Annotated in this window: 21 protein-coding genes and 2 pseudogenes; 9 read left to right on the top strand and 14 right to left on the bottom strand. The window is 43.9% G+C overall.

Translation table 11 applies throughout. The annotated features are described in order from the left end of the window. Window positions 1-86: 86 nt before the first annotated feature. The 4 genes and pseudogenes from QFZ81_RS02745 to QFZ81_RS02730 form a co-directional block, all read right to left on the bottom strand. Window positions 87-1,520, bottom strand: a complete 1,434-nt coding sequence (locus QFZ81_RS02745) for an MBOAT family O-acyltransferase (RefSeq protein ID WP_307448453.1) — start codon at window positions 1,518-1,520, stop codon at window positions 87-89. After that, the gene (locus QFZ81_RS02740) at window positions 1,517-2,614 is read right to left on the bottom strand and encodes an SGNH/GDSL hydrolase family protein (RefSeq protein ID WP_307448457.1); all 1,098 of its coding nucleotides are present in this window, start codon (window positions 2,612-2,614) and stop codon (window positions 1,517-1,519) included. Before QFZ81_RS02740 ends, QFZ81_RS02745 begins: the two co-directional genes overlap by 4 nt. Window positions 2,615-2,707: 93 nt before the next feature. Further along, window positions 2,708-2,908, bottom strand: a pseudogene (locus QFZ81_RS02735) (thioredoxin-disulfide reductase); the annotation flags it as partial. Between the two features lie 240 nt (window positions 2,909-3,148). Beyond that, window positions 3,149-4,036, bottom strand: coding sequence for a LysR family transcriptional regulator (locus tag QFZ81_RS02730; RefSeq protein WP_307448463.1), 888 nt, complete (start codon window positions 4,034-4,036; stop codon window positions 3,149-3,151). Window positions 4,037-4,150: 114 nt separating this feature from the next. Here QFZ81_RS02730 and QFZ81_RS02725 point away from each other — a divergent pair, with 114 nt between their 5' ends. From QFZ81_RS02725 to QFZ81_RS02710, 4 genes are all read left to right on the top strand, one after another. Next, window positions 4,151-5,536: an MFS transporter gene (locus QFZ81_RS02725; RefSeq protein ID WP_307448466.1), complete on the top strand. Its 1,386-nt coding sequence runs from the start codon at window positions 4,151-4,153 to the stop codon at window positions 5,534-5,536. An 84-nt stretch (window positions 5,537-5,620) separates the two neighbouring features. Continuing rightward, a complete protein-coding gene (locus QFZ81_RS02720) occupies window positions 5,621-5,974 on the top strand; it encodes a hypothetical protein (protein WP_307448468.1) in 354 nt (117 codons plus the stop codon). A 293-nt stretch (window positions 5,975-6,267) separates the two neighbouring features. Then, window positions 6,268-7,179, top strand: a complete 912-nt coding sequence (locus QFZ81_RS02715; protein ID WP_307601343.1) for an SDR family oxidoreductase — start codon at window positions 6,268-6,270, stop codon at window positions 7,177-7,179. 43 nt (window positions 7,180-7,222) lie between these two features. Continuing rightward, window positions 7,223-7,813, top strand: a complete 591-nt coding sequence (locus QFZ81_RS02710; protein WP_307448475.1) for a TetR/AcrR family transcriptional regulator — start codon at window positions 7,223-7,225, stop codon at window positions 7,811-7,813. Between the two features lie 19 nt (window positions 7,814-7,832). Here the strand turns inward: QFZ81_RS02710 and QFZ81_RS02705 are convergent, their stop codons facing one another. The 9 genes and pseudogenes from QFZ81_RS02705 to QFZ81_RS02665 all read right to left on the bottom strand — a co-directional run bounded on the left by QFZ81_RS02705 (window position 7,833) and on the right by QFZ81_RS02665 (window position 16,207). After that, window positions 7,833-8,144, bottom strand: a complete 312-nt coding sequence (locus QFZ81_RS02705) for a hypothetical protein (RefSeq protein ID WP_307601341.1) — start codon at window positions 8,142-8,144, stop codon at window positions 7,833-7,835. Window positions 8,145-8,406: 262 nt separating this feature from the next. After that, window positions 8,407-9,015 carry a transglutaminase-like domain-containing protein gene (locus QFZ81_RS02700; RefSeq protein ID WP_307601339.1) on the bottom strand — a complete coding sequence of 203 codons (609 nt, stop codon included), beginning with the start codon at window positions 9,013-9,015 and terminating at the stop codon, window positions 8,407-8,409. Between the two features lie 47 nt (window positions 9,016-9,062). Further along, window positions 9,063-10,163 carry an ABC transporter permease gene (locus QFZ81_RS02695; protein WP_307601337.1) on the bottom strand — a complete coding sequence of 367 codons (1,101 nt, stop codon included), beginning with the start codon at window positions 10,161-10,163 and terminating at the stop codon, window positions 9,063-9,065. Then, the gene (locus QFZ81_RS02690) at window positions 10,160-11,110 is read right to left on the bottom strand and encodes an ABC transporter ATP-binding protein (protein ID WP_307448488.1); all 951 of its coding nucleotides are present in this window, start codon (window positions 11,108-11,110) and stop codon (window positions 10,160-10,162) included. Before QFZ81_RS02690 ends, QFZ81_RS02695 begins: the two co-directional genes overlap by 4 nt. 101 nt (window positions 11,111-11,211) lie before the next feature. Further along, window positions 11,212-12,097: pseudogene (locus QFZ81_RS02685) on the bottom strand (DMT family transporter). 116 nt (window positions 12,098-12,213) lie between these two features. Then, window positions 12,214-13,077 carry an alpha/beta hydrolase gene (locus QFZ81_RS02680; protein WP_307448491.1) on the bottom strand — a complete coding sequence of 288 codons (864 nt, stop codon included), beginning with the start codon at window positions 13,075-13,077 and terminating at the stop codon, window positions 12,214-12,216. Window positions 13,078-13,285: 208 nt separating this feature from the next. Then, window positions 13,286-13,513: a YolD-like family protein gene (locus QFZ81_RS02675; protein ID WP_307448495.1), complete on the bottom strand. Its 228-nt coding sequence runs from the start codon at window positions 13,511-13,513 to the stop codon at window positions 13,286-13,288. Window positions 13,514-14,005: 492 nt separating this feature from the next. Further along, window positions 14,006-15,259 carry an amidohydrolase gene (locus tag QFZ81_RS02670; RefSeq protein WP_307601335.1) on the bottom strand — a complete coding sequence of 418 codons (1,254 nt, stop codon included), beginning with the start codon at window positions 15,257-15,259 and terminating at the stop codon, window positions 14,006-14,008. 234 nt (window positions 15,260-15,493) lie between these two features. Then, entirely contained in the window at window positions 15,494-16,207 is a 714-nt protein-coding gene (locus QFZ81_RS02665) for a 2OG-Fe(II) oxygenase (protein WP_307601332.1), read from the bottom strand. Window positions 16,208-16,404: 197 nt separating this feature from the next. On the opposite strand from QFZ81_RS02665, the gene QFZ81_RS02660 reads away from it, so the two are divergent. The 5 genes from QFZ81_RS02660 to QFZ81_RS02640 all read left to right on the top strand — a co-directional run bounded on the left by QFZ81_RS02660 (window position 16,405) and on the right by QFZ81_RS02640 (window position 19,297). Continuing rightward, entirely contained in the window at window positions 16,405-16,578 is a 174-nt protein-coding gene (locus QFZ81_RS02660; RefSeq protein WP_307448502.1) for a hypothetical protein, read from the top strand. Between the two features lie 4 nt (window positions 16,579-16,582). Continuing rightward, window positions 16,583-17,068: an SRPBCC family protein gene (locus QFZ81_RS02655; protein WP_307448505.1), complete on the top strand. Its 486-nt coding sequence runs from the start codon at window positions 16,583-16,585 to the stop codon at window positions 17,066-17,068. A gap of 46 nt (window positions 17,069-17,114) precedes the next feature. Continuing rightward, window positions 17,115-17,513: a DoxX family protein gene (locus QFZ81_RS02650; RefSeq protein WP_307601330.1), complete on the top strand. Its 399-nt coding sequence runs from the start codon at window positions 17,115-17,117 to the stop codon at window positions 17,511-17,513. A 50-nt stretch (window positions 17,514-17,563) separates the two neighbouring features. After that, on the top strand, window positions 17,564-17,893 hold the full coding sequence (locus tag QFZ81_RS02645) for an ArsR/SmtB family transcription factor (protein ID WP_373462706.1): 330 nt from the start codon (window positions 17,564-17,566) through the stop codon (window positions 17,891-17,893). Window positions 17,894-18,121: 228 nt separating this feature from the next. Then, a complete protein-coding gene (locus QFZ81_RS02640) occupies window positions 18,122-19,297 on the top strand; it encodes an MFS transporter (RefSeq protein WP_307601328.1) in 1,176 nt (391 codons plus the stop codon). Between the two features lie 38 nt (window positions 19,298-19,335). On the opposite strand, the gene QFZ81_RS02635 is transcribed toward QFZ81_RS02640, so the two are convergent. Beyond that, a complete protein-coding gene (locus tag QFZ81_RS02635; protein ID WP_307601326.1) occupies window positions 19,336-19,842 on the bottom strand; it encodes a hypothetical protein in 507 nt (168 codons plus the stop codon). Between the last annotated feature and the right edge of the window lie 289 nt (window positions 19,843-20,131).

The following is a 20,131-nucleotide window of genomic DNA, read 5'->3' as shown; positions in this document are numbered from 1 at the left end:
GCTGGGAGATGTTCTCGACTCAAGCGATCAAGAGTGTCCATTGTAAGAGACCCACAGCTAATGGCTGCGAGTCTTTAGTAAAACAGTTAGAATTGAAAATATATAAAGGAACTCTGCTCCTGCTTTAACGTATAAAGCAATACTAGCACTATTACACTGTACACTGCTGCCCTTATGGGCGAAGGAATCCAACGGTGCCATGCTATGGATACACGATCAAGATGCTTTAGTAAGTACCACTCCAACACATGCAAGGCACAGAGTCCACCCGTGATCCACCAGAAATGCCACACCCACTTCGGCATGATCAAAGCCCTCGGACTTAGCATACGGCCAATTAAATCCAAAGCGGTATGTAACCCCTCTGTTCGAAATATCACCCAACCGAGACAAGTTAACATGAAAAAGACGATAAGAGCCATAATTCGATACCATATGGATTTTTGAATATTAACGAAATGTAGTTTCTTTAGTAGGATCAAGTATAGTTTATGACCTATTAGTAGCGCCCCTTGATACATCCCCCACGCGACGAAGGTCCATTTACTCCCGTGCCACAATCCCGAAATCGTCATAGCTGCAAATAGGTTGGCATACTGCCTTATCTCACCGCGACGAGATCCTCCAATTGAAATATATATGTAGTCACGTATCCACGATGACAATGTGATATGCCACCGACGCCAGAACTCCGTTGCGTTAGTACTCAAATAGGGCGTATCGAAGTTTCGTGCCAGCTCTAATCCGAACAAATACCCGACGCCTACAGCCATATCACTGTAACCGGAGAAATCGCAATAAATCTGGAAAGCATACAATACCGACGCAGTCCAACCTTCAGCACCGCTGATTGAGCTGGCTTGTGAGAAGAAGCTATCGCAATAAGGGGCCAATTGATCAGCTATTCCCATTTTTTTCACCAGTCCAAGCACAATAAAGAATGCACCCAGACGTAGTTGAGCAGGGGTAAAGCGGATGTCATCCAACTTCTGGATCTGTGGCAGGAATTCCTTACCTCTCATAATTGGCCCTGCGATCATATGAGCGAAGAACATAATGAACATCCAGAATCTCAGCAGTGAACGCTCAGCAGGAATTCGACCCTTGTATACATCCACTAGATAAGAAATCAACTCAAACGTATAAAATGAAATTCCGAGAGGAAGTGCCATATGCAACCACGTTGCCTGATGGGCGACCAGATGGATGGACAATAACTTCTCTAAGCTTCGCAGGGCAAAATCCGTATATTTGAAAAATATGAGATTGCTCGACGTCAAAAAAATACCCATAAATAACAGAATCCGCTGTCGAGCCGGGCCTGAATGGACTATGCTCAAACCGCAACAGTAAACCGCTAACGATATAATCCCGAATAAGAGTAAATATCCGGGTCCCACCACACCGTAAAAGATGACATTTGCAGCCGTGAGCAGCCATAAGCGATTTCTCGGAATTAAATAATATAAACACATGGAGATCACTAAAAACAAGGCAAATTCCGGCGTATTGAACATCATAACGAGTTGGTTGCCCCTCTCTGTAAGTAAGCGTCCCAAATGAACTGAGCCATCATCCTGTAGCCATCAGGCATGAGATGGGTGAAGTCCGTGAACAATTGATCCGGAACTTGTCCCTCTAGATTCAAGTAATGAACAGGTTGCTTTGACAGAAAATTATCCAGCCTCTTCATGTTCTCAACATATCCGGAAGTATTGACGAAGTCTTTCATTAACTCATGATTTGTACCCGTCATCACAACCCAAGTATTTTTGCCTTTTTGATGAAGGATGATTTTCCGAATAAAGAAGACGTCTGGATTGGTCTCCGACAAGTTCAAAGGTAGTTCGCTGAAAGATACCTTCAATTGTTCCCAATGCAGCATGTCGCTCAAGGTTTGCGGATCCTTGATGTACCATGGCTCCGGCTGTGAAAGTGAATCGTCCGCCATTGGCCTGTTGTGCCACTGATCCCACTTGTTACCTATATATTTTTGATAATAATCCTTATACGACATTAAATTGACATGCGAATAAACGTACCGATTCAGCACATCCTGCAACCATTCATAAGGCTTTTTATATATCGAATGCCAATCTGTTTGCTTCAGTTGTGATTTTACTGCCAGGAACGATGTAGGCTCTAGTTTGCGTAAATCCTCGGCCCACCATGCCAGTGTGGATTGATAAGGATCTCGGAGGACAAAACTCGCATATCGTATATTCAGGATCACATGGTCGGTTGATATCCCGTGCTTATCCAGCATTAGCAGCATCGTGTATAGATCGCCAAGTTGTGAGCCTGGGAACGATAGATTGAATATCAGCGGCTGCTCAGGCATTTGTTCCAAGTAGGCACTAATACTCTGATCGGAATTGCCTGGACTTCCGTAAAATACAGAATCACCGAGAATGATAATGTAATTGATAGCATTGTCATGATCGATTTTGTTCTTAATAAATTTGATAACCGGGTCAATGTTTCTAGGATTATTGACGATAAGCGGGTACGGGAGCCGTTTGTGATAGAACACATCCGCAGAAATGGCATAAGGCAGTAAAAAATTCAATAACAATATATACACAACCAAATAAGGAATCGTCTTGATTCTCATCCATAATCACCCAGATATAAGACGCAAGCTAGATTTAAAAGTTGCGAATGAAACTATACATGATTTGCGGTGACGCCTCGTACTCCATGAACTTTCTCGCAGTCGATTGCGGCCATACAAAAAGCCAGTATTCGGTTTATGGCCAATCGCTACGAAAACACCGTCAGTTTCGATGACTTCTTCAGCACCGGTCGCATTATCTTTCACCTTCAGCCCGGTCACACCTTTGTTATCGGAGACGACCTCGAGCGGCGTCTTGTCCAAGCTCCATGTAATTTTACTGTTGCTGCGCGCTCCTGCATGATTTTCGAGGCGAGTACTATCTGATTAGTGAAGGTTACCCGTATGTTGTTTCCATTCGTGTGCACCCCCTCCTCCAACCTGTATGCTTGGAAGCCTTTGTTGCGCAGTTCGCCAAGCGGTATGGATATAGCTCCAGGAATATGATCATTGCCATTATTGAGCAAAACAAAAAATCCTTCAGTATGTGCCGAAGGATTGGATCTTATAATCAGTATTAGTTGTGCAGTTTGACTAAATTGTCTGTTTGGATATCGATCCAAAATATTCTACAACTACCTCACGGAATTCCATTGCAGCCCGCGAAATGAACCGACTCCTGTGCCATAATAAAGCGATCTCCCGTACCAATTCGTGATTCTCAACTTGGAGATATTTGATGTGTTCCCGTGAATTCCTTGCCGTGCTTGGTATGAAGGCTATGCCAATTTCTGCTTCCACAAGAGAGCTTAGCCTTGCAGGTTCATCTCCCTCATACACATATTTAGGTACAAATCCAACCGATTTGCATATAGAGTCCACTAGATCGCGAGTACCGTAGCCTCTCTTTACACCAACAAACCATTCATCCCTTAGTTCTGTCAAGGATACGCTGCTTCGGTCTGCCAGCCGATGCCCCTTTGGAACAGCTACAAGGATTGGGTCGAAGAACACGATTTGACATTCAATGTCATCCCCTTGTATAGAAGGTGAGGACAAGCAGAAATCGACCTCTCCTCTATGAAGAAGTGTAACCATTTCCTGCGTGGTCAGCATTTGCACATGAAATTGGATATCGGGCCGCTTTTTCCGAAACTCTCGAAGGATACTTGGCAACGTGCTTGCGGTGGTCACCGCCAATTCGAGTGTGCCATGTTCCGGGCTGGATAAATCGCTAAGCTCCTGCTTCCCCTGTTCCAATTCAAACAACGCCCTTTCTGCACGGCGAAGGAATCTGCTTCCGAACTCATTCAATCGCAGCTTCCTCCCTATTCGATCGAATAGAGGGACCCCTAAATCCTCCTCCAAGCGTTGAATCGTTTTACTTAGTGACGATTGAGTTACGTGCAGACTTCGTGCAGCTTCGGTCACATGTTCCAAACGAGCTACCGCGAGAAAATATTGCAGTTGAAGAAGTTCCATTTTGCACCCTCCATTCATTCCCTCAAGTCAATGAAATCATAACATAAAATGCATTGGAATAAATAATCGATTTCAAGTACGATGACATCAATACACTTTGAGGAGTGACCAAAAATGAATGCTCGCAGCAGGTGGTTGATGATTTCCGTTGGCCTTGGGATACTATTGAACCCATTAAATTCTTCAATGGTTTCTGTTGCTATTCCAAGGCTGCAAAATGTGTTCCAACTTGACTTTACAGTTGTTTCCTGGATTATTTTTTCTTTCTACATTGCGAGTGCAATTGCTCAACCTGTCATGGGAAAGGCCAGCGATTTATTCGGTCGCAGGAAGATATTTCTTACCGGGCTTGTTGTAGCCTTCGTTGCATCATTATTAGCTCCACTATCACCAAACTTTGGGTGGCTCATCGTGTTCCGCATTGTGCAATCCATCGGAACAAGCATGATGGTTGGGGTTGGAATGGCCATTGTTCGAATTCATATTACGGAGAAACAAGGGACTGCGCTGTCTGTTTTGTCCATATTCCTATCAGGAGCGGCAGCCATTGGACCCTTTATTGGCGGGGTCTTGACTCACTGGTGGAGCTGGCCTGCTATCTTTTTCGTCAATATTCCGTTCGTGGTGGCGAGCTTTCTATTTTCTTGGAGGAATATTCCTAAGGACGAACCATCAACATCCGTTGCACGGGGCATGTCCTTTCGTAAATGGTTTGATTTGATTGATGCGACAGGGATCCTGCTCTTCACAGTGGGTCTGGTTGCCCTGCTCGCCTCCTTACTCTCAGCAAAATCATCTGGGCAAATCTCATTAAGTAATGTTATTGTCGGGCTGATAGGCCTCGCTCTACTGGGGGCTTTCGTACGACATGAGTTAAAAGCGAAGTCACCCTTTATTCCTTTGCGCACATTCGCCAAATATCCTGCGATGACTTGGGTTAATGTCGAATTCATGCTCGTAAACATACTTTTTTACTCGCTCTTTTTCGGGCTTCCGTCCTACTTGCAAATGGTACGTCATGTCAGCGAGTTCCAAACAGGGATTCTCATGCTTAGCTTAGGCTTGTGCTCGCTAGTTACTTCTCCAATAGCAGGACGATGGATCAATAAATCAGGACCCAAGCCGGCATTGCTCGTGTCCGCAATACTTATGACACTTGGGTCGGTGTGGCTCGTAACATTGAGTCAAACTTCACCGGTTATCAGTGTGTGTTTGGCTTTGGCTGCATTCGGTATTAGCAACGGGTTGAACAATGTCGGTATGCAAGCGGCATTGTTCAATAGTTCTCCAAAAGAAATAATCGGTGTAGCATCCGGATTATTTAATACATCAAGATACTTGGGAACCATTCTCTCTTCATTGTTGATAGGCATCGTAATGGGAGGTAACTTCAGCTTCGGGGGATTTCGAGTGCTTGGGATTATCCTCACGGTAATTGCATTATCTTTGGTATTCATGAGTCGGCGGCGCCGGGAGTCAGGGCAATTGCAAGAGTCGTAGGTTCACCAAGTTCAAATTAGAAGGAGCACCGATGTGGTAGGAATCGTTTTTTTGAAATGCAAACAAATAAAGAGGGTGAGTATCATGATAACTGTTAACATTAAGGATTGCTCCTCGTGGGATCAAGCCTGGCAACAATCGCAAAAGAACCACGGGAATCAAACCATCTCGATGTGGGACGCCCGAGCGCAAACTTTTGCCGGGAATGCCCTCGGAAATGCGGCTGAAGGTTTTGCTTTGACTCCGGAGGAAGGATCCAACTTCTATCGCATCCAGGCCGAATTCTTGATCGACGACAACGGCATCGTACAGGATGCGCACTACGGCCAACTTGTGATAGATCACTTATCGCTCGACGTAATTGACCGTTTTGCTGCTGGTAATAACGGCGCAGTCGATTTAGGAGTATCTGTTGAATCTAAAGTGAAGCCGGGATAGAACAGGTGATTTGCATAGGTTTCATTCAGATTGTGGCATGCTCACATATGCGACAAAAGGTTGGTACTTTCAATACACGACATAGGCGAATTGTTGGCAAAACATGAATAAGACTTTAACGTCGGTACACACCCGGTGTTAAGGTCTTTTCCTTTTGCGATTTCTACGAAAACTTCACAGGCTTCTTTATGAGCTTACATAAAGCTAGGTGATTCCCTATTGACAGTACACAGAGCTTAAATTAAGATATTAGTAAATGAACGGTTCATTCATTATTTGAGAGGTGGAATAAAATGGGGAGAATGATTACGAATAGTAAGTGGACAGTACAAGGCAAATATGTAGTGATTACTGGGGCTACAAGCGGCATTGGGTTGGCCGCGGCCAACGAGCTTGCAACTCGGGGGGCAAACATAGGAATCGTAGCTCGTAATCAAGCTAAAGCAAATGAAGTAGCGGCTCAAATCATGGCATCAACCGGTGGAAGAACCACTGTGGACATATTCTTGGCTGACATGGCTTCACAAAAGTCCATACGTCATGTTGCAGCTGACATTTTGGCCAAATGCCCGAGAGTGGACGTTCTGGTCAATAATGCCGGCGCCTTGTTCGAAACGCGGAAATTAACCGACGATGGTATGGAGATGACTTGGGCTGTAAACCATCTGGCGCCTTTCCTTCTGACTACGCTTCTCCTTGATCGTATGAAGGAAAGCCAGCATGCCCGTGTTATCACAACCGCATCCCATGGTCACAAGATGGCCAAGAAGGGTATCAACTTTGATGATTTCACTGCGGAACAACTTTATAGCTTTCCCCAAAATTTTATTGGTGGTCCTACATTTCGCTACGCTGAGACCAAGCTCGCCAATATCCAGTTCACCACTGAATTGGCGAGGCGGCTAGAGGGGACCGGAGTCAGCGCCTACTGCTTTGATCCTGGTCTTGTTTCCACGAACTTCAATCAAAACAACGGACTCTTAGCCCGTATGACTATGGCCGTGATGAAATTGTTTTCCCGCAGTCCGGAGAAAGGTGCCGAAACTTTGGTGTGGTTAGCAGACTCGGACGAAGTGACTGGTCATAATGGTTATTACTACACCGACAGGAAAAAAACAATTCCGTCTGTTCCCGCTCAAAACCTTGACGACACAAAACGATTATGGATGGTAAGCGAAGAACAGATCGGAATTCGAAGACTCTAACAGATAGTTGTCACAAAGGAACCTAATTGGAGAGTGAATAACGTTGACACAACTACACGAACAATCCCCTGATCGCACTCACGATGAACGCAGAGAACAGATTAAGAGAGCAGCTCTTAAAATATTCGCTCAACGAGGAATCGCTGGTACGAAAATGAGCATGATTGCTTCTGAAGCCGGTATTAGCCAAGGACTTTCTTACCGCTATTTCAACTCCAAAGAAGAAATCTTTTCAGTACTCGTACAGGAAGCGATCGAAGAAGCCCAAGCGGCGATTAACAACGTTCATCAACTACCAGGTACACCATTAGAACAAATAAGAACTTTAACAAAAAGAATGCTTGATGAGAGTCATAAACATTTTTTCTTATTGCTTCAACAAGTACAAAAGTCGGATGAGGTGCCTGCAAAAGCCAAAGAAATGGTCAATCAATATTCTCCCAGAGATACAATTGATAAACTGGTTCCTATATTCATCAAAGGTCAACAAACAGGGGAATTCTGTCAAGGTAATCCTCAAGAGCTGTTGATCCTCTATTTCACCGTCATAACTGGACTCATGCTGCAGGAAACGCAATCCAATAAAGGCTGGCTGTTAGAGGTTGATACCTTAATGAAAATTTTAACGAAATGAACACTCACTGCCCATAATATTACTGTATATTTAATAAATAAAATCCTAATGCAAAAAACCCAATTCCAATCGCAAAATGAATACCTCTTGCCAACCACCAAGGCAATATTTTGAAGAATAGTCCCACAAATAGACCGAATATTATTCCAGCAATAGCTCCGAAAACCCATCCTATAAAAGTATCAGATGAAGCATTAAACAAACTTGGCATAAGTGCATAATCAACAACGCTTTTCTTTTTATGTACTTCTTTCGTAAGATAAAAACCGTAAGCGATGGCTATTAAAGAAATTATCCAACAAATTATAGTTCCGATCCAATCCTTGATCATCTTTTCCTCCAATATGAAACGCTTGCAATTTAATAAAAAAGAAGCTGGATCATTGATCTCAGCTTCTTCATTCTTGCGTCTTACCTGAAAGGAGAAATTAACCATATTGCAGGCGATACTTCATTCAATTTCAATTCCAATATGGATACAATTTTTTAACAACGAACATTATCCGGTAAACAGGTTTTCTTTCTTTTCCGTTTTAACGCAATCACCAATATTATTGCCCAATAAAAAGCAAAGTATACATGAATACTTTTGACTATAAACTAGACGGTAAACCACGAAGAAACATCTGTATACAATCCGTATTTTGCTTTAATGCATTAATTGTTTTTAAGCTTGGCCCTTTATATATCTCTGGATGATCCACTTCGTTGTATTCTTCCCGTACCGAAAAAGCCAGCTTTTCTTCATCTTTGGAGAATTCCGCATTAACATTAACTTTATTTCCACGTGCATCTAGGCGAACCCATCTTCCTATGGATTTAAGGTAAACTGCATTTAAGGCATGGATGCAATACCCTGTATCTGGTGTGTCACCTATTGTGAGTCGTTGATAACAAAAACCAGTTGGAATCCCTTTGCTTCTTAATATGGCGCATAACAGATTAGACTTAGCGTAACAAATACCTTCCTTAAAGAATAGTGCTTCCGAGGCTTTACATGTAATTCGTGTACTTTGAATATCCCAAGAATGAGATATTTCATCACGAACAAATTCATAAGCTCTTTTCACAAAATCATCTTCGTTATCCGATTCGTTATATAATTCTGTTGCTTTTTCTTTAATAGATAGGTGACTATAATCAACTTCCTCAGTTTCTACTAGATAATCTTCTAGAAAATTTGATTCACAAGACAAAATCATTCCATTTCACCCTCAATCGATTGTTAACATCATATCGTTATTTTTCGTTACTCCCACTTGAATGTTAGGCTGGCGATAATGAAGGCTACAAGCATCCAGCCGCCAAGCAGCGCGGCTTCACGCCACACGTCGGCAAGCGATGCTCCGACATTCATGATTTGGCGCAGTGCTGAGGACAGATGCGAGATCGGCAGCAACTTGACTACGGGCTGCAGCCAGTCAGGCATATTTTTGATCGGAAAGAAGACGCCACCTAGAAAAAGAAGTGGGAAGGAGACGAAACCGGCAATCGGGCCAGCGCTTTCCGGCGTTTTGGCGAGTGCGGCGATGATAAAGCCGATCGACATGAAAGTAAGTGTCCCGAGTATCACGAACATTAGCAGAAGTATCCACGAACCATTCACCTGTGTTCCAAAAATCAGGCTGCCGATTAGCAGCACGATCATCGCCTGCGCGCCGTTCAACAGCAGTCGGGCGGTGATTTGCGCGGCAATGAAGCTCCGCGGTTGGAGCGGCGTACTCTGAAGACGCCGAAGGATACCCCGCTCGCGCCAAGATGCGATTTGGCCGGCGACGCCGTTCAGATTGTTACTCATAATCATCATAGCAACGATGCCTGGGACGAGGAAGTCGATATACTTCAGGTTAAGAGATTGGACCGCCTGTGATTGAATCGTGACGACAGGTGTGTAACCCACGATCTGCTTGCTAATACCATCGGCGATCTGAGACATGATGGGAAGCCCGATCTGATTGGTTGTTTGGCTCGTCTCGTCGTAGTAGACGGTGAGTTTGGAGCCCTGCATAGAGGCGGATTTAGCGCTCACAGCAGCTTCATACCCTTTGGGAACGGCGACGACAAGCTGCCGATCGCCATGCTTAAGATCTTTCATCGCAGCATTGAGATCTGTGCTTTCAGTTAATTTTAATATGGATAGCTGCTTCATAGAGGATAGAAGTGCCTTCGACGCAGTCGTCTGGTCTTGGTCGATAACGGTGACGGAGAGCGATGTGCTGTCCCCTTTTCCTAAGAATGAACCTAGCATCACCATGAAAAAGATCGGAAAAACGAGCGTCCAAAATAATACTTGCCGATTTCGCCCAAAAAGTCGTAACTGGGCTAAGGTCAATTGACGATACGCTTTCATTCTTCCCTCAGGCTCCTTCCCGTCATGTGGATAAACACGTCCTCAAGCGTTGCCGTGCGCGTTTGCAGATCAGAAACCCGGATGTTTTGCTCTGCAGTTTGTTGTACAAATGCAGTTAGCGCATTCTGCAAATGATCCGTGTACAACACAAACGTGTCTTTACGCTGATCAACTTGTTTCACATCAGGCAATGACTGGACAAGCGTCAGCACTTCCTGCTTTCGTGCCTCATCTTCTCGGATCTGCTCCGGCATGCGAAACTCGATGGCGCTGTCTGACTGCAGGCTGCGCACGAGCTGCTCCGGTGTATCCAACGCAACGATTTGTCCTTTATCCATGAGGCAGATACGGTCGCAAAGCACATGAGCCTCTTCCATGTAGTGCGTTGAGATCACCACAGTCTTACCGCGCTCCTTCAAGCGGAGCACGATATCCCACAACGTACGTCGGGCTTGAGGATCGAGTCCGGTTGTCGGCTCATCCAGAAAAACCACCTTCGGATCATTCACGAGCGCCAACGCAATGGCGAGTCGCTGCTTCTGGCCACCGGATAAGTTTTTGACGCGGTCATTCTTTTTTTCGCGCAATATCATGTCGTCGAGCAGCGGCTCGACTGGCACTGAGCTTGGATAAAAGCTTGCGTACATGCGGATGATCTCGTGAACGTGAAGCAGATCGAACAGTGACGTCGATTGGAGCTGTACGCCGATGATTTCCTTGACCTTTTTCAAATCTTTTTTCGTATCGAAGCCTGCGACAAGTGCTCTCCCTTCATCCGGTCGCCGCAAACCTTCGATCATTTCCATCGTTGTCGTTTTGCCCGCCCCATTTGGCCCGAGCAGTCCAAATACTTCCCCTTCACTCACTTTAAAATGAATGCCATTCACCGCGGTGAATTTCCCATACCTTTTGACGAGTCCGTCAACTTCTATGATGGCGTTGGCCAAGGTTAGTTCCTCCCTTTTGATATTCCTTTATTTCTTGTGCCACGTTGTTAACGGAACGAGGCTACCGATTCTTTTGCGCGGCAGCCTCGTTATCTTAGTTGTTAAGCTCTCGTTTCCCGTTTAGGTCGGATGACCAAAAGTACACCAATAAAGATTAATACGGTACCTATCCCAAAAGACAGGCCAACTTGCTCACCTAGTAATAGCCACCCTAAAAAAGTACCGACTATAGGCTGGAAAAAGAAGAATAATCCGCCACTTGAAGCGTTCAGCATTTGCAATCCACGATTCCACAGTAAAAAACCACATGCGGTCGAAATAACTCCTAAGAATAAAAGACCACCCCAAATAGATGGATGCATCATGGCTTGAAAATCGAGCTCATCTAATCGACTAATTGTAAAAGGTGTTAGTACGGCGATTGCCACAAGAGTAGCATAGCTCGTTACGACAATTGGTGAATATTGCTTCGGTACACGTTTTATAAGAACAGACATTAGTGACCATGTTAGTGCTGCAATAAGCAGTGATGCGCCACCAAGTTGATGAGATGTATCAATATGGGCATTTCCAACAATAATACACACACCGAATGTGGCTAAAACAATAGAAATTGACTTTTTAAATGTAATTTTTTCTTTTAAAATGAGACGCGCAAACAGCACCATAAAGGCAGGTGTCGTTGAAGTAATAATGGCGCCCATTTGTGCATTAGAGAGCATCGTACCCACTTCTTGGGTAATGATAGAAATTGTATTTCCAACAAGCCCAATAATGAAAATTAATGGCCAGTCGTTTTTCAATCCGCCATGATTGTTTGGTTACAACGCCAATAATTAGCAATGCAAAAATCGCAATAACATAGCGAAGCCATACTAATACAAGTGGTGGTACAACGTCTACCACAACTTTTACCACCACATACATCCCACCCCAAATACTAGCAGCGAGTGATAAATATAACGACCCTAATAAGGTTTTATTCATTTTGTACCTGCAGGTACATCATTTTCAAATAATGGTGACCACATCATCAGCTTTCAGCTCACTTTCAAAACGTTTATTTGATTATACAATAATATGGTTAATTTAGGCACCGAAGTTCAACTTAGAAGATACCGCTTTACATGCTGTGCCACTTCAACCGGTGCGTATTTATTATCCGGAGCGAGATGATCTAGATTTGGTAAAATCAACGTTTGTGTTAGTGAAATGGTTTCGTCCAATACTCGAATCATTTGATGCACAGAATCTGGACTCTTCCCCCCAGAAATTAAAAGGACATTCGTATCAATCATTTGGTAATTACTGAAAGTGGATGCCAGGCGTTTCACTTCTCTGTGCTCTATTAAATTTTCTGGCAATAGTTTTTCAATTTGATTCCAATGATTTCCGCGTATTACCAAACGTAAAATAAACTTTGCATACCATTTCGGTAACTTTTTTAAGGGCGAGTGAGCTGCACCCTTTACAAAGCTGGCAAATGCCCCCCTAAAATCTTTCTTATTCATGTCTTTTTCATATTCAGGCAGCCAATCCCATTCCGTTGGTGTCGACTTAATTGAAACGCCAGGTTCATAGACAGCCATTTTCTTAAAGGTATGGGTTCGCGCAGCCTCCAAAGCTACAAGCCCACCGTAGCTATGACCGAATACATAGGTTGCCTTCGTTGCTTCTTGTACGCTTTTTACATCTTCACATTCCTTATTGATGGTATAGTTAATCCCTTGTGGTCCACTCCATCCACGTCCACGTCGATCCATAACATGGACTGTAAAGGAATCCGACAATTCTTGGGCAAACTTAGTAAAATCATTCGAAGTACTAAGCGCCCCGTGGATTACAATGAGACTCGGACCCTTACCTATACTTTGGTATCCAATTGTAGTTCCGTCCTTCGAAACTGCAGTTGAATGGGTAAACGAATCCCGAAAGTTCGAATTTATTTTTGCACTTACTATATCCATTTCCATCCCCTTTTCTTCACCAGTAGAAACAACGCATACAACCTAGTCTCCAAGCTGAATAATACTCGTGTTTTCATTATATAACGACGAAATTATCATTCATTCAAGCCCGGGGATGAAATCACACTCAGTCTTGAGACCGAACCAAAGCAAAAAGACATGCTTAGCTCCCAGCATGCCTTCCTTTAGCCGTGTCCCTGCAAAAGTACTATTCCACCAATTCTACATTCAAGATATCGTCAAATGCTACCCAATCCGTACCATTTTCGTGGGATAGCTTTACTCTTCTTATCTCTTGATCAATTATGGTTATTAGACCTGTAATTTGCCCATCCCCAGTCTCATTATAAATCTTTATACTAATAAATTGCTGGCTAAGTAAGGCATTAGCCAATACGTTGGCTATCTTTTTATTCTCACGATTACTAATACTCATTATTTCTCCACTCCAATCCCAGAACATTTGTTCTAAACCTATTATACTTTTAGTAGGATGAGTGGTAAAGAGTTAGTGGTCAATCCGTTAAGGAAAGGATATTCAAGTAAAAGTCAGCTGCACATAATCCGAAAATCGTTTCACCGCCGGAGACAGATATCGGCTTACGTAACCTATGCAGTTCACCCCATTTACTGTGATTGTCCAGATAAATGGTTTTCCATGGGAATGGATGGTCGACACAATTTAACTGGAAAATCTGCTTCTAATTATGCCCTTTCCTCTTTGAAAACACATTTTAGATGGAAAACCTACCGTAAAAACAACTGTTTTTGATGATTTCAAAGAAAATGACTGAAATTAACGGGAGAAATTCCATTTGATTTGATCGAAGTGGTAACTGCAATCCAATTACAGGTGTATTTTCACGTTAATAACTGAATTGGAGTCTGTTTTACCAGTAAATGGATTAAACTGCATAGGTCATATTCCTTAAATCCCCTCTACGATCCGTTTCGCACGAACAGTTACTTGTTTTAAAAGTTCATCTTCATCAATCGTCATTAATTTCCGGTTTTTCATGAGCACTTTACCGTTAACTATCGTTGTATCAACATCAGCTCCATTAACACTGTATGCAAGCAGCGACTCAACATTATGGATAGGCTGCAAATGCGGTTTGTTCATATCGACGAGAATTATATCCGCTTTTTTCCCAATTTCTAGTGTTCCTACTTCATTATCTATGTTTAACAACTTAGCGCTTCCTTTTGTCGCCATACGTAAAACATGCCCGGCGGGAAGCACTGTCGGGTCGCCATAATCTAATTTCTGCAACCAAGTCGCCGCTTTTATCTCCTCAAACATATCGATAGTTGTGGCACTTCCTGTTCCATCCGTACCCAGACCGACGGTGATGCCCTGATTAATCATTTCGAAAACTGGTGCAATCCCACACCCTAACTTTAAATTGCTTACTGGGTTATGCGATACGCCTCCACGCATCCCTTTCAAAAATCTAATATCTCGTCGATTCAGATGCACGCTATGAGCTAAGAGAACATGCGATCTTTCAAAGAGACCTTCATTATACAAATACTCCGTGGGCGTCTGGTTGTATTTTTCTTGAATTTTCATTACTTCTTCCTTTGTTTCGGCTAAATGGATGTGGATTGGTAAGTTCAACTCTTCTGCCATATTTATGATTTTCCTTAATGCTTTTGGAGGACAAGTGTACGGTGCGTGTGGGCCGAGCATAGTTGAAATTCTACCTTCCGCTTTTCCATTCCAGCGTTCAACCAGTTCCAGTGCTTCTGTTATCCTTTTACCTCCGTCGTCTTGAAGAAAAACCAACCCTCTTGTTAATGAAGCACGCATACCAACTTCTTGAACCGCTGAAGCAATTTCGTTCATATGAATATACATGTCAGCAAAAGCTGTTGTTCCTGATTTGATCATTTCTGCCATCGATAGCTTGGCACCCCAGTAAATATCTTCGGGGGTCATTCTGGCCTCGGCCGGCAGCATTTTTTTCTCTAGCCAATCCATTAATTTTAGATCGTCGGAAAATCCTTTCAACAAGCTCATTGGGGTATGTTGATGGGCATTAATCAAGCCAGGCATCGCAATCATTCCTTGTCCCTCAATAACTTCGTCTACCCCATCTGTAATTTGGGTCCCCAACTTTTTGATCTTGTCTCCTTCAATGAGTATGTCCCCAGTAATGGGTTGATCATCATCGATCATCGTGAGTATAGTTACATTTTAAATTAATGTTTTCATAAAAAAACCTCCTAATATCTATTGATAATTAGGAGGATAAACTATGACGTAAGGTTAATGTCAACGACTTTCCTTTTCCGCTGAGGGTGACTTCGATTGTTCAGATGGTCAAGGAAATTGTGATTCAGGCAAAATCGGGACAGTTGAGCAGCGCACTACAATGTCTCAAAGCTAGGGAATCTGCTGAAACGATTATCATTATTTCGCATCGTGAAATATAATACCCAAACTGTATCTTGTACCTGTTGTTATTGTGTTTACACCGTGTCGAAGAGTCGTTTTATAATAGCCTCGCGTTCCCAAAACCGGACGATGATTGGTTGGAAAAATCAGTCCTTCTCCTTGTTTCAAAGTGATGACATGACCTCTACTTTGCGCCCTCGGACGCTGTTCCACCAATAGTAACTCCCCACCTGTGAAATCTTCTTCTCTTTGATTAAGAGCGAATACGACCTGAAAGGGAAAGAATACTTTCCCATACAAATCCTGATGCAGACAATTGTATCCCCCAGCTTCATATTTCAGGATCAATGGGGTTGGACGGTTCTGCCCTTCTTGATGGCATTGATCGAGGAATTCCGCTAATGTTGCCGGATAAGAAGCATTGTGGCCCAATTGTTCTAGCCAGCGATTAGCTGTTATGGCAAGTTCCGGATACAATCCTTCGCGCAGCTGTTGAAGCAAAAATGGCAGGGGAGCGTTGTAATATTTGTACTCCCCGACCCCAAAGCGGTACCGAGCCATGTCAATGGTCGTTCGAAAGCGGCTTTCTTCCTCGTAAGTACTTATGATTTCCTTACATTCCGTATTGTTTAACAAGCCAGGTAGTTTGGCATAACCGTGTTCGTCCAGCGACTGCTGCATGAAACTCCAATCCAGATCAGCTAATCCTTGCGACAGATTCTCAGACATGCTGTAAGCCTCCCTTTTTGCGCGTATCGTCACATTCAAGTTCCAACCAACTCGTCAAAAGGCATATTAACCTCTGCGAACAGTATAACCCCGAAAATAAGCTTTTGTACGCGTTCTCGAATGTAACAGCAAGATAACGAAATTATTAAATGCCGTTTTATGTTACAACTACAATAAGGTGGTGAATTGTCATTTACATGGGTTCAAACGGCATTGAGAAAAACGAAAATCAATCTTCCTACACATTATGTTTACCGGAACAATATGCAAGATGGAAAGCGGAAATTGATTTTAAATATTCCTTTACAGGAATATTCCCATTGTGGTATATTCAAAACAGAAAACAAGAACAAAAACAATTTGGAGGATGATAATATGAATAACGCTCAGGACACGAACAACACGCTCACGTCCATTACAGGTCAAGAGCTCCGTATCACCCGTATCTTTCATGCGCCGCGGGAACTGGTTTTCAAGGCTTGGACAGATCCGGAGCATTTGCCGAAATGGTGGGGACCCAAGGGCTTTACGAATACGGTTCAGGAAATTGATATTAGACCAGGCGGGGTATGGCGTTACGTTATGCACGGTCCGGATGGCGTCGATTATGATAATAAAATCACCTACCACAAGATAGTAAGCCCAGAGCAGCTCGTATACTCCCATGGCGACGACGATGAGGACGATCAATTTCATGTGACGGTCACGTTTAAGGAGCAAGCTAACACAACGACAGAGCTCACGATGACGGCGCGCTTCAAATCCGCCGCTGAGCTAGAGAAAGCGGTCAAGGAATATGGAGCTGTCGAGGGCGCCAAATCAACAATGGATCGTCTCCAGGAACAACTGGCCGCTATGTAAGAACCAAAATCAAGTCAAATTATAAATTGAAGGGAGTAATAAATTCATGAAAAAAACGAAAGTTATGTATTGGATTTTTACAGCTTTGTTGGTAGCCTTGATGGGCATTGGTGCTATCCCGGATATCCTCTATGCATCAGATGCGGTTGCCTTATTTGCTCATTTAGGCTATCCCTCTTACCTCCTGCCTTTTCTGGGCGTGGCCAAATTATTAGGTCTTGTAGCGATACTGATTCCCGGCTTTCCGAGAATGAAGGAATGGGCTTATGCCGGGCTTACATTTGACCTTGTGGGTGCGATGTATTCAAGTATCGCGGTGGGCGATCCTGCCGGCGGCTTAGCGTTTTTCATCATCGGATTTGTTATCATCGGCGGGTCCTATGTGTGCTATCATAAGAAACAAAGATCTGCATCATTAAGTCAGCCACCCGGCTTAGCGGCATAAACAAAAGAGCTCCCTTGTCCGGTATATGTTGAAGGAAGGAGTGCATGAACATGGGCTTGATCACAACAACCTGGAGCGCACTAGCAGAGCCCAACCGATTGTACATCGTCGAACTCCTGCGGGGCGGTCCCCTCACTGTAGGGGAAATCGCCGAGCGCCTCAGCCTCCAGCAGCCACAAGTTTCCAAACATCTCCGCGTCCTTAGCGACGCGGGGTTTGTTGAAGTACAGCCCAGCGCCAATCGGCGTATTTATAAGCTTCGAGCCCAGCCCTTCATAGAAATGAACACCTGGCTGGAATCTTACCGCCGCATGTGGGAGGAACGCTTCGACCGATTGGACGAATATTTGAACGAATTACAGGGAAAGGGGAAGAAGTAGGGGTTCTCTCCCTGTTCCCGCATAATAAACTAAAGACACCTTCTCGGGTGTCTTTTTTGCCTGTTGAGATTTCTCAACAGGCTATTCATATTATCCTCTTCCAGCCACCCGTTGCCATCCTCCCGGATATGCAAATGGACATTTATTTTATATTTCATGACAACTATTGTCACTATTACCCTCTACAATAGGGTTCAAGATCAAATATAAAAGAAAATGGTGAAAAAAATGAACAAAATTATCGTGTTATTTTTTCTTGTCATGTTTGTTATCGGTACGGATACGTTTCTTATCTCTCCGCTGATTCCTACACTGCAAAGTATGTTCGGCGTTCCTACCTTAATCGCAGGATGGATGATGGGAGCCTACACCTTGGGTTCGGCGGTGTTTGCACTGATCGCCGGACCTTTATCAGATGGATGGGATCGAAAAAAAGTACTGCTGTCAGGCCTTACTTGCTTCGCAGTTTCAACATGCTTGTGCGGTTTTGCTGTTGATTTTTGGACCATGTGCTTATTCCGTTTTTTGGCGGGAGTCAGCGCGGCGTTTACAGCTCCGCAAGTGTGGGCAGCCATTCCGACCCTGTTTCCTCCAGCCAAAATCAGCAAAGTGCTGGGCATCTCCTACGCAGGGCTCGCTGTCTCCCAAGCGCTCGGCGTGCCGATCGGAAGCCTGTTGGCAGCAAGCAATTGGTCCCTTCCATTCTGGGTGATCGGCATATTTTCACTTCTTTTGGCGGTTGCGGCTTTTTTCGTCATGCCCAGCATGAAACCGCACGGACAGCAAGGGTCTAAGCCTATTATATTAAAAAGATACGTTCCCCTGCTGACAAGCGGCAAAGCGAGAGGCACCTTCCTCGCCTACTTTTTTGTACATCTAGGGAGCAGCGCCGCCTTTGCTTTTCTCGGGAAATGGATGACGGACCGCTTTTACCTTTCGATTAATGAGGCAGGATATGTGATCATTTTTTTGGGGCTTGGCAATTTGCTCGGCAGCCTATGCAGTCCTTATGTGATAAAAGCCTTAAATCAGTTACAGACTATGGTGGCGGGGATGCTCATCGTTAGTGCGGCTTATATCGTATTGCCTCATGTGTCGTCGGTTTATATAGTAAAAGGTGCTTACTTTTTCATTTTCACTATCCTCGGTATTCTGTTCCCGCTTATGGTAGGGCTGCTGAATAGTTTAAATCCGACCATCCGCGGCACCATTTCAAGTCTGGCCACATCAACCATGAATGCGGCGACAACGTTCGGAGCTTGGATGGCCGGATTGCTTTATGCGGTGTTTAACGGTTATTCTGCTGTAGGTATTTTTACAGGGATCTGCCTGGCATGCTCGCTGTTCGTATTTATCTCAAGCGGGGTTCTGTCGACTCAAGTGGAAAGAAAACAATCAAATTAACACGGGTTCGCGTTCCGTAAGTGCAGAAGTCTACTCCCTCAAATCGAAAAATTTTTCATCAATGGCATGATAAAAGAAATTACTCCCATACCCAGCTTAAAAAAGCTGCCCATATTACCAAAGAAACCTCCACCCCCAGCAGTACCTGTTGCAGCACCACCTTTACCAAGGCCACCCAGTAATCCGCTAGAGCCTCCTCCAAAAAATCCCCCAGGACCCCCGCCACCAAGAAGACCAAGCATGCCTCCGAATCCACCTCCGCTAAGTAAGCCTCCCAAACCTCCTAAATTGGATATTTGTGCTTTTGCTTTGGCTTTATTTCGCGGGAGCTTCCGATTTCCCTTGAAGCCTTGAAGAATGATTTGGTCGCCTTGCATTTCATTTAGTACTCCGTAATACAGAGAACCGTCCTTGAGCACTACACATACCGGTGTTCCTAAGATATCTTTAACTTGCGAAGAGATAGTGGGCGATGATGCAGGAATGGCCTTTTGTCCGACTTTCACGCGTCCGTGCTTTTTTTTACGCTGATGTAAAGTTTTCATTCCCTGCTCACTCATCCTTTTATATGAAATAATACTTCTTGTCATCTTATGTTGTTTCTTCATGTTTGGACTATGCTCTCTTCAAGATGAGTAATTATTAAATTCACTAGGTATCGAAGGAAGCTTTCTGTAACTGGCTAGAAGGTAAGTAAACAAGAAAGACGGCGGCCATTGAATAGGGCCAAATAATTGCGTTCCTGGATGTGGACTTTGATAGTTTATTTTGAGACCAGTTATTCCAGGTGGCCATACTGTTCCAATATTCCCAATTGTCTCAGGTCGCCCAAAA

It is taken from the genome of Paenibacillus sp. V4I9, from assembly GCF_030817295.1.
In the GTDB taxonomy this organism is placed as follows: domain Bacteria; phylum Bacillota; class Bacilli; order Paenibacillales; family NBRC-103111; genus Paenibacillus_E.
The sequence above is the reverse complement of the archived record's forward strand: the minus strand, read 5'-3'. Positions and strand labels throughout refer to the sequence as shown.